This is a genomic window from Beggiatoa leptomitoformis (assembly GCF_001305575.3).
In the GTDB taxonomy this organism is placed as follows: domain Bacteria; phylum Pseudomonadota; class Gammaproteobacteria; order Beggiatoales; family Beggiatoaceae; genus Beggiatoa; species Beggiatoa leptomitoformis.
The window spans coordinates 1,086,665-1,101,364 of the sequence record NZ_CP012373.2 but is presented as its reverse complement, the minus strand read 5'-3'; the positions used below and the strand labels follow the sequence as shown (position 1 = coordinate 1,101,364).

The following is a 14,700-nucleotide window of genomic DNA, read 5'->3' as shown; positions in this document are numbered from 1 at the left end:
AAAAATGCTTAAAAAAATTATTTAATTATCACAAAATTAATAAGGTAAATGCTTTATCAGGCATGTAGTAGCCTTTTTTGTCCGCCGTAATAATTTTTAACCGTATTTGATGCTCGCCTTTAGAAAGTTTTTGTATATCAACAACGGCTGAGAAACCTGAATATTGATAGTCCACATTATTCCAATTGCGGACAACATCTGCACGTTCTTTGCCATATAAGGCTAAGGTGTCAACGTTATCAATGCAAACCAGCACCCCCGCTGCGGCTCTTTTCGCAACCTCATCTACTGCCCAACCTTGAATAGATAATTGCGGGTATTTCTCACGACTGACGCTTGCATGTTGCGACATTAACCGTTTTCCATTTAATATTTCTAGTGAATATAATGTGTTACTACCAACACATCTTAATTCGGTTATCCATAATAATATCCAATAACTCGCCCCAACAATGAACACTGCCCCAACGACACCGCCTAATAATGCGCTGCTTAATGTTCCTATCCATTGAATAGTTGCCATCGTCCCGACAGTTGTCCCGATAATAGCTAATGTCAGGTGTAAGGCAATGGTTTTTATTTCTGCGCGTTTTGTTTCTAATTGTTTGTGTTTTAGCCGTTTTTTGGCATCAAGATAATGTGTTTTTAATGTTTGGCTGTTTAAATATTGTTGATAGGCTTCAGCACTGTCATATTGTTGTGTCCATGTCCAAACTTGGTCATCTTCTTCTTGATGAATTAAGTAACTATTTGTTTCACATTGCACATTTAATTTAGTAATAACGACCAATCCTTCTTTAACTGTTAATTGTATATAAATGGCATGTTCCGAATTTTGTTCATATAACTGTTTTGCGGATAGTCTATCCACTTTAACATATAAGCCGCGACTAGCTGGGCTTAGCCATGATTGCCATTGCACGGTTAGTGGGAAAATTTCTTTTTGTGCATCATATTGTTCACGCAACAATGTTGCTGTACCCGCAAAATAGGGATTTTGTTTTTCAATGCGTTGTTTAAACTCTTCTTCACTTTCAAAAACATCTTGTGTTAAATCAGGCACTGCTATGGGTGTGGTAGGTGCGGGTTTTGCGGGATTTTGAATTGCTTGCCATTTTGCTTGTGCTTGAGTCAGTTGCGTTTTATAGGTAATTTCATCCTCTGGTGTGAGATTTAAATAATAAGTAAACGCCCAGCCACATTGTTGGCAAGCCGTGGCTTCTTCAGCGTTTTCAAATTGGCAAACAGGACATTGCAGCATTGTGACACGTAAACAGGAAAAAGAATAAAACTATGTTAATTAAACTATTAGCAGGACAAAAGCTGATAAATTTGCACTTATGACATAGGCGAATCATCAAACTCACCCTATTTTAACCTGAGTTAGCAGGAATACATACAATCATATATTTACAAACTTAATCGTGGGCAATCAGTGTATATATTTAACCGATAACTATATAATATTATGGTTTATTTTAAATTAAACCCTTTTCATAACCTCACAGCCTTCCGTAAAAACCATTTAAAGCAAAGTGGTTATTTTTCTCTATAGTTTTTTAAAGCGAGTTGTCCATTTTAAGGTAATATAGAAAGACAAACGTTGGATAACTTCCCTTTTTTTTTCTAACTATCATATTGTAAATAAAACAATAATTTTCACCTATTTTACAGGGGAAAAGTACTATAGAAAAAGAAAATCTAACCACAAGATTCATGCCAGTGGCTGTATTTTCTCGTTTGAATCCTTATTAACCGACAAGGTGTCTATGACACCTTTTTTTATCTAAACCGATTCAGCTTAAACAATATGTTAGCGCAAGATAACCATGACAATTGATACTCACATCGCACCTCAAACCGCAAACCTGTTGATGGATAGCATCCTCACTGAATGGGATAACGCGGAATTAAACCAATACCAAGTTATTCGCCGACAAGGACAGTTGACCAGTTTCGACGCGAACAAAATAGCCATTGCGATTACCAAAGCATTTTTAGAAGTGGAAGGACACTCCGCCTCTAGCTCTAATCGCATAAAAACCCTTGTACAACAACTTACTAAGCAAGTTCTTAAAGGTATTGAACGCCGATTAGAAGAAACAGGCAAAGTCCACATTGAAGAAATTCAAGACCAAGTAGAACTTGCATTAATGCGTGAAGGAGAACATAAAATTGCCCGTGAATATGTTTTATATCGCGAGCGACATGCAGCCCTTCGTGCGGAACGGAAAAAAACAGCTGTGTTACACGTCAAAGACTTAGATAATAATCTCATGCCATTAAATGAAGACCGCTTACACAGAATCGTTGCCGAAGCCTGTGAAAACTTAGACTATGTTAATCCTGAAAAGATTGTTGAAGAAAGCCTAAAAAACCTCTACGACGGCATTTCTGAAAAAGATGTCAGTCATGTATTAGTCATGAGTGCGCGCGCGTTGGTTGAAAAAGAGCCGAATTACACTTATGTCGCCTCACGGTTGCTGCTCGACAATTTACGCACGGAAGCCTTAACCCTGCTCAAGTTTGAACCGCATACAGTTACTGCGACAGAAATGAAACACTACTATGCGGAATACTTTAAACACTATATTCATAAAGGTATCGCATTAGAATTATTAAATCCCATTTTAGCGGAGTTCGATTTAGACAAACTCGGTGCGGCATTAAATGCCCATTGCGATTTACAATTTACCTATTTAGGCTTACAAACCCTTTACGACCGCTACTTTTTACACAGCCAAGATACCCGTTTTGAACTCCCACAAGCGTTTTTTATGCGCGTTGCAATGGGGCTTGCAATTAATGAAATTCAACGCGAAGAACGCGCCATTGAATTTTATAATCTCCTATCCCGTTTCGATTTTATGAGCAGTACCCCGACCCTCTTCAACTCGGGTACGCTACGCTCACAACTCTCAAGCTGTTTTGTTAGCACTGTTCCTGATGATTTAGACGGCATTTTCGGCGCGATAAAAGACAACGCCATGATGCAAAAATGGGCAGGTGGAATTGGCAACGACTGGACACCTGTGCGCGGAATGGGCGCGAGAATCAAAGGCACTAACGGCAAATCGCAAGGCGTTGTGCCTTTTCTCAAAGTGGCGAATGATACCCTAGTCAGCGTTAATCAGGGTGGCAAGCGCAAAGGCTCAGGATGTGCCTACTTAGAAACATGGCATATTGACATAGAAGAATTTCTCGAATTACGCAAAAACACGGGTGATGAACGCCGTCGCACGCATGACATGAATACCGCAAACTGGATTCCTGATTTATTCATGCAACGAGTGATGGAAAATGGGCATTGGTCGTTATTCTCACCCAATGAAACCCCAGATTTGCATGATTTATGTGGTGATACATTCAAAACAGCCTATGAAAGCTACGAAGCGATTGCCGAACAAGGCAAATTAAAGATTTACAAACGAGTGTCTGCCGTAGAACTCTGGCGCAAAATGCTCACCATGCTATTTGAAACAGGGCATCCATGGATTTGCTTTAAAGACCCCTGCAATGTGCGTTCACCACAACAACATGTTGGCGTTGTGCATTCATCTAATTTGTGCACAGAAATAGTTTTAAATACATCTCGTTATGAAATAGCGGTTTGCAATTTAGGGAGTATTAATCTCGCGCAACATATCACAAACGACCGTTTAGATGTTGCAAAACTACAACGTACCGTCAAAACCGCCATGCGGATGCTTGATAATGTTATCGACATCAATTATTACGCCGTTCCACAAGCACGTACCGCCAACTTAAGACACCGCCCCATCGGACTTGGCATCATGGGTTTTCAAGATGCACTCTATCAATTACGTATTCCCTACAGTACCGATAAAGCCGTTGCTTTTGCTGATGAATCAATGGAATATATAAGCTATTTTGCGATTGAAGGCTCTAATGAATTAGCCGTTGAACGCGGGAAATATTCCACTTTTGCGGGGTCATTGTGGAGTCAGGGCATTTTACCCATTGATAGTGTTAATTTACTGCATGAAACACGCGGGCAATATTTGGAAATGTCCAACAGTTTCACCCTAGATTGGGAAACACTACGCGAAAAAGTAAAACGTGATGGAATGCGAAATTCCAACTGCATGGCAATTGCACCAACTGCAACGATTTCCAATATTGTGGGTGTTACGCAATCCATTGAGCCGACTTATCAAAACTTATTTGTAAAATCAAATTTATCGGGTGAGTTTACCGTTGTTAATCCCTATTTAGTCCGTGACTTAAAAAGTCTGAATTTGTGGGATGAAGTCATGGTCAACGATTTAAAATATTTTGATGGTAGTGTGCAGAATATTGATAGAGTTCCCAATGAGTTAAAATCATTATATGCGACTGCATTTGAAGTTGACCCATCATGGCTAATTGAAGCGGGGTCACGTCGGCAAAAATGGATAGACCAATCGCAATCGCTCAATCTTTATCTCTTAGAACCATCGGGGCGTAAATTAGATTTGTTATACAAATTAGCGTGGTTACGGGGTTTAAAAACCACGTATTACTTACGTTCTATGGGGGCAACCCATGTTGAGAAAAACACGGTTCGCAGTAACAAAGCAGCCGTTATAGAAGATGAGGAAAACGAAATCCCTAAAGTCTGCTTGATTGACGACCCTGATTGTGAGGCTTGTCAATAGAAAGTAGCGTTTTTGTCTGAATCAGAATTGATGGTATTTTAAGGATAAAAATATGTGGATAAGCGTTATTTTATCTAAAAACGCTGTATATCTGCGAATTCTGGTTCAGACGGTTTTTAATTGAATAAAGGGCAGTGCAAATAAATAAGGTTAATAAAATAAATCACATTAAATAAATGTGTTACCTGCAATGCAAAAAGTGACTTTATAATGCTGGTTTACTGGTTTTTAATGGTGAACAACCCATTTTAGCACGGATTCGGCGGTAAATTTTTACTTGTAACGAACGATGCTACTTGTTTATTTCCATGTAGTTATGCGGCGAATAAATAAATTCGCCGCTGTTCTCTTTATCTTATTTGCCTTTCTTTTCTACCTTTGCCCATGTGTCGCGTAGTGTGACAGTGCGGTTAAAGACTAGATGTTCTGCGTTGTTATCAAATTCATCTGCACAAAAATATCCTAAACGTTCAAATTGATAGTGGTCTTCGGGTTTTGCGGTTGCTAAATCGGGTTCGACACGGCTGTCTTTTAAAACAATCATCGAATCGGCGTTTAAATGGTCTTTGTAATCTCCCCCCGCGCTGTCAGGATTGGCGACGGTGAATAATCGGTCGTATAAACGGACTTCCGCAGGGATGGAATGGTTGGCAGATAACCAGTGGATTGTGCCTTTTACTTTTCGGTTGCTTTGTGGCATTCCATGGCGGGTTTCTAGGTCGTATGTGCAGTGAACTGCAAGGATTTCATCCGTTATGGGGTCTTTTTCTACGCTTATGCATTTTATGATGTAGCCGTAGCGCAGGCGGACTTCTCCATTGGGTTGTAGGCGGAAGTAGCCTTTGGGCGGGGTTTCCATGAAGTCTTCTTGCTCAATGAATAATTCACGGGTAAATGGGATTTTCCGCACGCCTAATTCGGGCTTTTCTGTTAGCCATGGGGCTTCCATGTATTCCACTTGGTCGGCAGGATAGTTGTCGATGATGAGTTTTAAGGGGCGTTGTACGCAGAAAGCCCGTGGCGCGCTGGTGTTTAGGTCTTCGCGTACACAGGTTTCTAGTAATGCCATATCTATGCAAGTATCGGATTTTGTTACGCCTATCCGTTCACAAAAATCACGGATGGCGTTGGGTGTGTAGCCGCGACGACGTAAACCGCTGATGGTGGGTAAGCGTGGGTCAGTCCAGCCATTGACGTAGCGATTTATGACTAGTTCGTTGAGTTTTCGCTTACTCATTACTGTGTAATTTAGGGATAGTCGCGCGAATTCAATTTGTTGTGGATGACAGGGGGTTTGTAGTTCGTCTAATACCCAGTCATACAAGGGGCGATGGTCTTCAAATTCTAGGGTGCAAATGGAGTGGGTGATGCCTTCTAGCATGTCGGATAGGCAGTGGGTGTAGTCATACATGGGGTAAATACACCATTTGTCACCCGTCATGTGGTGCGTCATTTTTTTTATGCGGTAGATAACAGGGTCGCGCAGGTTTATGTTGGGCGATTGCATGTTGATTTTTGCCCGTAATACTTGTTCGCCTTCGTTAAATTCGCCAAGTCGCATCCGTTCAAACAGGTCTAAATTTTCTTCAATAGAGCGGTTACGATAGGGGCTGTCTTTGCCTGTTTCGGTTAGTGTACCGCGATAGGTGCGAATTTCTTCGGGACTTAAACTGCAAACGTAGGCTTTATTTCGTTTTATCAGTTGTATGGCATAGTCATATAGTTGGTCGAAGTAGTCTGAGGAATGGCGTAAATTCCCTTCTCCCCATTCAAAGCCTAGCCAGCGAACATCGCGCATGATACTTTCAACGTATTCAATGTCTTCTTTGCTGGGGTTGGTATCGTCGAAGCGCATGTAACATACGCCGTTATATTCCAACGCTAAGCCAAAATTAAGGCAGATAGATTTCGCGTGTCCGATGTGTAAGTAGCCGTTAGGCTCGGGGGGAAAGCGGGTAGCAACGTTGCCACCGTGTTTATTGGTTTGAATATCCTCATTAATGATATGACGAATAAAATTTGGAGCAGGTTTTTTTTCTGGATTATTAACGCTATCTGGGGATATTTTTTCTTGAGTCATTGTGGCTTCTTCAGTCATATCGTAACCTTAAAAACAAATATAGGATAATGTTGCTATTGTAGGAGTTTTGCACTCAATTGGGCAATCTTCCATTTTATAGTGTGTATGAGCTATTTTGTTAAAAATAGTAAAAAATTGGGTTGTTATATGGGTGTAAATGGGGTTATTAATGTTTTTTTGATGGACTTGCTGATAATACCACTCATAAAGTGTTGGCAGAGAATCCCCTGAAGTATGATTGATTTCTGTCATAATGAACGGCATTTACCAGTATTATTTAAACATAGGCAGTTGATAGCAGATACAAGGAGCTTTGCATGTTTATACGACCAATCCATTTTGTAACCGCATTATTGGGACTTTTCTTAACAGCATGTGTCACCATTAACGTGTATTTTCCTGCTGCCGCCGCAGAAAAAGCAGCAGATCAAATTATTGACCAAGTATGGGGTGAAAAATCAGGGGCAACAGACAAACCAGCAACAGAGAAGCCTGTAACCGAGGTAAAACCTGCGACAGATAAGCAATCCGCATTACCTCAATCAAGCAATTGGTTTGCCAGTGTGTTCGAATTATTGATTCCTAGCGCGCAGGCTGAGGCAAATATTGATGTGTCTAGCCCAACGATTCAAGTCTTACAAAACGGGATGGCAACCCGTTTTAAGGATTTAAAGGCTTATTATGAGAGTGGCGCGGTGGGTTTAACGGCTGATGCATTGGTTACTTTACGTGATCCTAGTCTTGTTCCCTTAAAAAACCGTAATAATGTTAATCGTTGGGTTGTGGAAGAAAATAATGACCGTTTAGCTCTTTATCGTGAATTAGCGTTGGCAAATGGACATCCTGAGTGGGAAACTGAAATTCGCTCGACATTTGCTAGCCGTTGGATTGAACGGGCAGCAAAAGGATGGTGGTATCAGGATACACGCGGGCAATGGCAACGTAAGCCATAATTTAGGTGATGATAGAAACTTGCAAATCTGCATTTCTCCCCCCATAATATGTCTTGTATTGCTTTTAGTGAATAATAATGCGGGGTTAGCAAACCATCTGCATTTGAGTAAGCAGAATTATATGCAACGGTTTTCTTGAGGAGGTTAATTATGAGTGATAAAAGCCTGTTTAATCGAGTACCCACCGCGCAAGTAATTGATATGGATTCTGTACAGCCCTTATCAACAACAGAAGCGAATAAGCTGATTCGTAATACTTATACTTTGTTATCCATGACTTTATTGTTCAGTGCGATAACAGCGGGTATTGCATTGGCAATGGATATGCCTCCTTTACATTGGGTTATTGTATTGGTTGGCTATTTTGGCTTATTTTTTACTGTTTCTGCCTTGCGTAACAGTGTTTGGGGAATTTTGGCTGTATTTGCCCTGACGGGTTTTATGGGGATGACATTAGGGCCTGTTGTTGGCATGTACATGAAAGCCTTTGGGAATGGTCACGAGTTAGTGATGATGGCTTTTGGTTCAACTGCGGTGATTTTCTTAGGGTTATCAGGATACGCGCTGACTTCGCGGAAAGATTTTAGTTTTCTGAGCGGTTTTGTTGTGACAGGCGTATTAATTGCCTTTTTAGCGGGTATTGGTGCGCTGGTTTTTAATTTACCCGGACTGCATTTAGCGGTTTCTGCCATGTTTGTATTGCTTATGTCAGGCATGATTTTATGGCAGACGAGTGACATGGTGCATGGTTACGAAACCAATTACATCATGGCAACCGTAACGTTATATATCAGTATTTATAACTTATTTGTCAGTTTATTAAACATTTTAGGTATTTTCGGCGACGAATAGTTTTTCTCTCCGTCCTGTCAGGAAGGTCAATAGACCTTCCGACACCTGCCTGTATTTTTCCCTGCATTAAAATCAATTATCACTAAAGAATTACGCATTAAAAAACGCTACTATACGCGCCTATGTTATTTCACTAGCGACCATGATTATGCGTTCTCTACCGATTGCCCGATTTTTCCCACTTTTCCTTGTATTCATTATCTTAATCACTTATTGGCAAGTATTATTCATGCCTTTTATTCAAGATGATTGGGGATTGCTTTGGGATTTTCAGAATAATTCAGCAGCAACATTACTAACGGCCTTTTTCAGTGTTACAGGAAAATTATTTTATCGTCCGTTAGGACAAACCTATATGTGGTTAATGTACGAATTATTTGGTACAAATGCCTTATTTTTCCATCTTATCACGCTATTACTACACTTTTTTAATGCGTTACTGATTAGTTATATTATCCGTTTTCTAACACAATCTGCCCCTATCGCTTATCTCACGGCATTTATTTATGCCACTGCTATTGCAATTAACCTTGACCCATTGTTGTGGGCGGTGGGTATTTATGATTTAGGGGGAGCGTTTTGTTTTTTACTGGCTTTCTGGCTTTTTTTACAAAAAAGAACGATGCTTAGTGTCATCATTTTTTTTATTGCCACGTCGTTTAAAGAATCAACTGTTACATTACCACTGATTTTATTTAGTTATCTTTTTATTTTTGAATTAAAGGAATATACATGGCATGGGGTTAAATCACTGCTGCCGCGTGTAGTGCCGTTTATCATTGTTATGTTGTGGGTTATCGGCCTAAAAAGTTTTGCGGTATCGCCATTAAGTCTGCCACCCAGTCATCCTTATTTTATTGACCCTTATGGGTTTCATATCATTGCGAATGGTTCATTTTATAGTAAATGGCTCACACAAGTCTTTTTTCCATTTTGGCAGACAGAAAGCGAGTTTATTCGGCTTGCACGTAACATAGGCGTTGTCAGTTTATTCGTCCTCAATATTCTCTATTTATTTATCGACCGTCAGCAGGCAAAGATATTTTTATTATTTGCTATTTGGCTGATTGTCGCGTTGTTGCCCGTGTTATTCCTACCGCATCACACCTACCGTTATTATGCAATTTATTCGCTGCCCGCATTTATTAGCTTGGTTTTATTAGCCATTCAATTTTTATTACAACAGGTTAGAGGGGAAAAGTTATTATTTGGGCTTGGGGCTTTGGTTGTCGTGTCAGGCATTTATCAAGCTAATGTGCTTTTTAATGAGAAACTAGCGCAACAAACGCTTGCCGATGGAACAAATATTTTAATCAGACGGGCGGAAATGGTGAATTTGGTTAAAACCCAGTTACAAGGACAATATCCTGTATTACCTAATGAAACAACGTTAATTTTTGCAGAAGTTGATATTTGGGCCTTTAATAAAGACAGTGGGGTAAAAGTTTGGTATGGCAATAATCAACTGGCGGTTTATTCAATAGAAGATGTAAAACGTGATGCGACCGGTGTTTATATACAAGCGCCTGTAGAAAATCAGAGCGAAATTTATACGGGTTCTCAACGTCCAACAAAATATCTTGTTCCTGAAAAAACCTTGTTATTTCGTCTGATTGATGGGCGTTTAGAACAACATCCGTTAGAGGAAATTAGAGCCTGTCATCAAATAAGAAGGGTTAAAGGTTCAAGCTAAAAGAATCAAGGTAGAAGCCAAATAAACCCCACTTAAGAAATTCCTAGCGCGTTTATCATATCGTGTAGCTATTGCACGATATTGCTTTAATTTACCAAAGAAATGCTCGATTAAATAACGTGCCTTATAAAGAGCTTTATCATAATCAGGTGGATTTAAACGATTTTTCCTGAACGGAATCACAGGTTCTATGCTTTTCTGTTTTAAAACATCTCTAACCCGTTCATCAGCATCATAAGCCTTATCAGCCAATAAAGCGTTTGCCTTTATCTGAGGAATAAGAGCATCAGCCCCTTCAAGGTCGCTTGCCTGTCCCGCAGTCAAAAAAAAAGGGTCGGATTGCCCAGTGCGTCAACAACGGAGTTAATCTTGGTACTTAAACCCCCTGCGCTACGTCCAATGGCTTCATCTGCGCCACCACCACTACTATGTTGATGCGCTCTAACTATTGTGCTGTCTATCATGGCATATTCATTATCGGCATCGGCACTTAGTATCTTGAAAACACGTTCCCAGACACCTTTCTTAGACCAACGACTGAAGCGGGTATGGACGACACGGAAATCACCAAAGCGTTCGGGGAGGTCGCGCCAAGGAATGCCACTGCGATAACGGAATAGAACAGCATCAATAAACAAGCGGTTATCTTTAGCCGTCATCCCGACATGTCCTTTACGCCCAGGGAGTAGCGGTTCTAGTTTTGACCATTGTTCATCGGTTAAGGCATAGCGACGACTCATTGTTTTATCCTTGGCGATATCTGGGTATATGATTATAATATAACATTTTTTACTATTTGATGACACGCCCTAAGGTTAATTAAAATTAAATTTTATTCGTGTGGTTTAAGGTTTTCCATGCGTCGAATAAATGGTTTATTACGTTGTAGTCGCTCAGGCAGGGTTTTTAGTTGCGCGCTGGCTTGAGCTTCGTCGGTAAATTCGCCATAAGTGAGTATCCAGCCCAGTGTCGTTTTGATAATAAATAGCGGTTGTTGTAAGGCTTGTACTTCTGGCAAATATAAAAAACGTGCTACGGCTTCAAGTTTATCCGCATTTATTTGCAAAAGTTGTATTGTGTAATGCTGTGAATTAACTTGTTGTAGCCACGTTTGTGTTGCAGCAAGACGTTGTTGTATAAAGGTGTTATTGATGGGCTGTGGGTTTGTAACGGGTAGGTGGATTGTTTTTGTTTGGTTTTCTATTAAAAGGTGTTGCAATTGTGTGTTTAACCATTGATTTTGTGGCGACAAGATAATTGCCATGAATAATGCAAATAGGAAAAAAATCAGTAATTTGGCGGGTAAATGACAGGTGTAAGGAATTGTAAAATGGCTATCTTGTGCGGCATGGAGAATGTGTTTTTTATGCACAAAATGGGTGTTATCCATAAAAGCGATGAGTAAGGCCTTATCCGCCAAAATATTAACGCGTCGTATCAGTCCTTGTGAAATTAGATGTAATGTTTTGATTGCAGGTTTATCAAAAACGGGTAGCCCGCGATACCCAACGGCTTGCATTCTAAAATATAAATAGTTTTCAATATCTTGTTTTGTAAACGGTTCAAGATGAAAATTGTGTGTAATCCGTTCTTTTAATTGTCTAACATGCGATTTAGCTAGGTTAATATCTAACTCGGGTTGTCCAAATAACACCATTTGCAAGAGTTTATCGCGGTTGGTTTCTAAGTTTGTTAGCAGGCGAATTTCTTCTAATGTGTCTAAAGGCATTGCTTGCGCCTCTTCAATAAAAACGACAACTTGCCGATGATTTGCGTGTTTTTCTAATAGTGCGGCATGTAAGGCGTGCATGACGTGTAGGCGGTTGTCGTCTGTACTGACGGCTAGACGCATTTCAAACGCAATCGCGTGTAATACCATCTCGGGTGAAATATGTGGATTCGCAAGATAAACAACGTCGATATGCGGGGGCAATTTAGTTTCTAACATACGGCAAAGCATGGTTTTTCCGCTACCAACTTCACCCACGACTTTAACAATCCCTTCTCCTGTTTTTATCGCGTATATCAAGGCTTCTAAGACCAATCCGCGTTTACTGCCTGCATAAAATAAGTGTATATCAGGGGTGATTTTAAAAGGAGGCGCGTGTAAACCAAAATGTTCGTAATACATAAATAGGGAATCTATAGGGGAATTAATGTATCGTTTTTTTCTAGCAATTTACGTGTAATGCTTATTTTAACGATGACGTATGGTTGATAATTAAAAACGAGCGTAGTAATAAAAAAGAAAAGGGGAAAGGGAAAGGGAACGCATTGCCCTTACTTGTTTAATACTATCAAAAATAGGAACAAGAAATGTCAAACGCGCGTTAGTTATATCAAATATAATAACTATTTTTCAATATATTATGCTTGAATTCTTAGGTTGCCTATCGCAGTAGGCTGAGTGATTTCCTTATTAAACCACTAAAGTTTGAAGAAAGAGTATGAAATATTTATCATTATCTGTAACAGTAGGGTTGTTTTTCTTGGGTATCTCTGTAATGACTTATGCAGTTGATACAACGGATTGGATAGATTTAGAACAGGGTACGCTTGTATCAGCAGAGGGGCAGTTGTCTAGTGCAACTGACCATTTTTGGGGGCGTATTGTTGTCAACGAACAGGTTATTACTCAAAATACAATTACGGTTAGCCTCGCTGATAGTATTGAAATTAAAGGAAAAGTAGCAGTTGATACTGCACAACTTGGCAATATAGTAGAAGGGCTTGTTTTTGCAGAATATCAATCAGAGACAGATTTCGAAACAGGGTTTGTAATTAATCAGGCAGGGCATGTTGAAGAATGGGATAAAAAAATACCCACGTTAATACCACAAACCATTGATAAAAAATTGGAAAGTGAATGGTTATTTTCTATTTATCAAGATAAATTTTTCGCAACAGGGACATTAAATATCTTTTTTGGTTATCGTTTATCCGATGGAACCGTGATTTTTAATGGGAATCATCCTTTGCAAATTAAGATTAAAGCCTATCCTACGTTGGAAAATGTGGAATATTTGTATATTGGTGATTTTGACGGGGATAAACAGGACGATTTACTGCAATTTGATAAAACAACCCTGAGTTTATGGCGATTTACTGCGGGTAATTGGTCGCCTTATTGGGTTCAAACAGGGGAAGATAGCAGTTTGTTATGGCAATATCGCGCACAGTTGACGGTTAGCGATACAAATGCAGATGGGCAGGATGACATTACTTTTTATAATGCAAATAATCAATTGCAACAGTTGGTTTTTATGGGCGTGGATTGGCAATTGCTTGATACAACCGTAGAACCAGACCCCACACAACCCGATGCATTAATAACGACATGTAGCACTTGTCCACCGATGTCCTTAGCAGCACAAGACAGTGGTTTATTTGCGATTACCAGCGCAGGCGGATTATTACACGCAAAATATACCGATGGTTGGCAGTTGACCCCTGTTACAGGTGTTATTGGACGGGTCATTGCGATTACGCAGGCAGAGCCAAATAGTTATGCAAAAGTGTATGCCATTAATCAGCAAGGACAATTATTAAATACGTGGATAGATGGGCAAAGCATACAAGCAGGGTTGGTCAGTGAACGACAAGATTTACAAGCACCTTCATTAGCAGCTAATGAGAATGGTGGATTTGCGATTACAACGGCAGGGGAATTGTTTCATGCTTATTATGATATACAGCAAAATAAATGGCTTACGGAAACAGTTGCCAGTCCTGATGGTAAATTACGCAGTCCTTTAGTTAGCGATAGAAAACAAGGTTTATTTGCCATAACTGAGCAAGGCAGTTTGTTCTCTATTACGGGAACAACAACCCATATTAGTCTGCAAAAAATCCATAATATTCCATTGCTTAAAGTGGGTTTGTTGGCGTTAGGGCGGTTAGATAGTGGTCTTTTTGCAGTGACACAGGCAGGGCAATTAATCTGGATTTATCAAACGGCAACCGGTTGGGCATTTACAATGTTAGCAACAGATGCGTTGGATATTGTCCGTCTGATTCAAGGTGAAGAAGATGTCAAAGGTAAGATTTATGGCGTGACTCGCGCAGGTGAAGTGTTTAATACGTGGTTAGACAGCGCGGGCATAATTCAGTTTGGCTTTTTAACCGAAATTGGCACTGTGCAAGCTGATTCTCTGGTTGCAAATGATAAAGGTTTGTTCGCGGTCAATTCTGACGGTCGGTTAGCCCATATTTTTTATCAAGAAAAATGGCAGGTTGAAAATATTCCTGATTGGGGTGTTGCGTTACAACCTTATTTAATTTCTAACGAAATACGGGGCGTTGAAGCCAATGTTTTTGGTATTACTGAAGATAATCAGTTATTCAATACATGGAATAATCAAGGGCAAGTCACATTTGCCTTAATTACTGAAAGCCCGTTGTAAAGCGATTGGAAACAGGATTAATGTGGGGACTATGCTCAACCTTGTTAATCCTGTTTTAATC

The 14,700-nt window shown here is 39.9% G+C and carries 9 protein-coding genes; 5 read left to right on the top strand and 4 right to left on the bottom strand.

What is annotated here, in order from left to right; genetic code table 11:
• Window positions 1–28: 28 nt before the first annotated feature.
• On the bottom strand, window positions 29–1,261 hold the full coding sequence (locus tag AL038_RS04610; RefSeq protein WP_062149669.1) for a hypothetical protein: 1,233 nt from the start codon (window positions 1,259–1,261) through the stop codon (window positions 29–31).
• A 613-nt stretch (window positions 1,262–1,874) separates the two neighbouring features.
• On the opposite strand from AL038_RS04610, the gene AL038_RS04605 reads away from it, so the two are divergent.
• On the top strand, window positions 1,875–4,658 hold the full coding sequence (locus AL038_RS04605; RefSeq protein WP_201800162.1) for a ribonucleoside-diphosphate reductase subunit alpha: 2,784 nt from the start codon (window positions 1,875–1,877) through the stop codon (window positions 4,656–4,658).
• A gap of 355 nt (window positions 4,659–5,013) precedes the next feature.
• Here AL038_RS04605 and AL038_RS04600 read toward each other — a convergent pair whose 3' ends face one another.
• A complete protein-coding gene (locus AL038_RS04600) occupies window positions 5,014–6,756 on the bottom strand; it encodes a glutamine--tRNA ligase/YqeY domain fusion protein (protein WP_083991429.1) in 1,743 nt (580 codons plus the stop codon).
• 299 nt (window positions 6,757–7,055) lie between these two features.
• Here AL038_RS04600 and AL038_RS04595 point away from each other — a divergent pair, with 299 nt between their 5' ends.
• The 3 genes from AL038_RS04595 to AL038_RS04585 all read left to right on the top strand — a co-directional run bounded on the left by AL038_RS04595 (window position 7,056) and on the right by AL038_RS04585 (window position 10,236).
• Window positions 7,056–7,691, top strand: a complete 636-nt coding sequence (locus AL038_RS04595; RefSeq protein WP_062149663.1) for a YdbL family probable chaperone protein — start codon at window positions 7,056–7,058, stop codon at window positions 7,689–7,691.
• Between the two features lie 150 nt (window positions 7,692–7,841).
• Window positions 7,842–8,543 carry a Bax inhibitor-1/YccA family protein gene (locus AL038_RS04590; RefSeq protein ID WP_201800130.1) on the top strand — a complete coding sequence of 234 codons (702 nt, stop codon included), beginning with the start codon at window positions 7,842–7,844 and terminating at the stop codon, window positions 8,541–8,543.
• A 148-nt stretch (window positions 8,544–8,691) separates the two neighbouring features.
• Window positions 8,692–10,236, top strand: coding sequence for a hypothetical protein (locus tag AL038_RS04585; protein ID WP_145917056.1), 1,545 nt, complete (start codon window positions 8,692–8,694; stop codon window positions 10,234–10,236).
• On the opposite strand, the gene AL038_RS04580 is transcribed toward AL038_RS04585, so the two are convergent.
• Both AL038_RS04580 and AL038_RS04575 read right to left on the bottom strand, forming a co-directional pair.
• Window positions 10,228–10,976, bottom strand: a protein-coding gene (locus tag AL038_RS04580) for an IS5 family transposase (protein WP_101539186.1) whose coding sequence is annotated in 2 segments (ribosomal slippage) — window positions 10,228–10,562 and window positions 10,562–10,976 — 750 coding nt in all. Because the reading frame shifts where the segments join, the coding sequence is not laid out codon by codon here. The two genes, AL038_RS04585 and AL038_RS04580, sit on opposite strands and share 9 nt — an antisense overlap.
• Before the next feature lie 92 nt (window positions 10,977–11,068).
• The gene (locus AL038_RS04575) at window positions 11,069–12,367 is read right to left on the bottom strand and encodes an AAA family ATPase (RefSeq protein ID WP_062149658.1); all 1,299 of its coding nucleotides are present in this window, start codon (window positions 12,365–12,367) and stop codon (window positions 11,069–11,071) included.
• A 316-nt stretch (window positions 12,368–12,683) separates the two neighbouring features.
• On the opposite strand from AL038_RS04575, the gene AL038_RS04570 reads away from it, so the two are divergent.
• The gene (locus tag AL038_RS04570) at window positions 12,684–14,639 is read left to right on the top strand and encodes a PLL family lectin (RefSeq protein WP_145917055.1); all 1,956 of its coding nucleotides are present in this window, start codon (window positions 12,684–12,686) and stop codon (window positions 14,637–14,639) included.
• Window positions 14,640–14,700 lie beyond the last annotated feature (61 nt).

Bases quoted from the DNA above. Each gene is read 5' to 3' on its own strand.
- AL038_RS04610 (WP_062149669.1), bottom strand. From the start codon at position 1,261: ATGCTGCAATGTCCTGTTTGCCAATTTGAAAACGCTGAAGAAGCCACG.
- AL038_RS04605 (WP_201800162.1), top strand. From the start codon at position 1,875: ATGGATAGCATCCTCACTGAATGGGATAACGCGGAATTAAACCAATAC.
- AL038_RS04600 (WP_083991429.1), bottom strand. From the start codon at position 6,756: ATGACTGAAGAAGCCACAATGACTCAAGAAAAAATATCCCCAGATAGC.
- AL038_RS04595 (WP_062149663.1), top strand. From the start codon at position 7,056: ATGTTTATACGACCAATCCATTTTGTAACCGCATTATTGGGACTTTTC.
- AL038_RS04590 (WP_201800130.1), top strand. From the start codon at position 7,842: ATGAGTGATAAAAGCCTGTTTAATCGAGTACCCACCGCGCAAGTAATT.
- AL038_RS04585 (WP_145917056.1), top strand. From the start codon at position 8,692: ATGCGTTCTCTACCGATTGCCCGATTTTTCCCACTTTTCCTTGTATTC.
- AL038_RS04575 (WP_062149658.1), bottom strand. From the start codon at position 12,367: ATGTATTACGAACATTTTGGTTTACACGCGCCTCCTTTTAAAATCACC.
- AL038_RS04570 (WP_145917055.1), top strand. From the start codon at position 12,684: ATGAAATATTTATCATTATCTGTAACAGTAGGGTTGTTTTTCTTGGGT.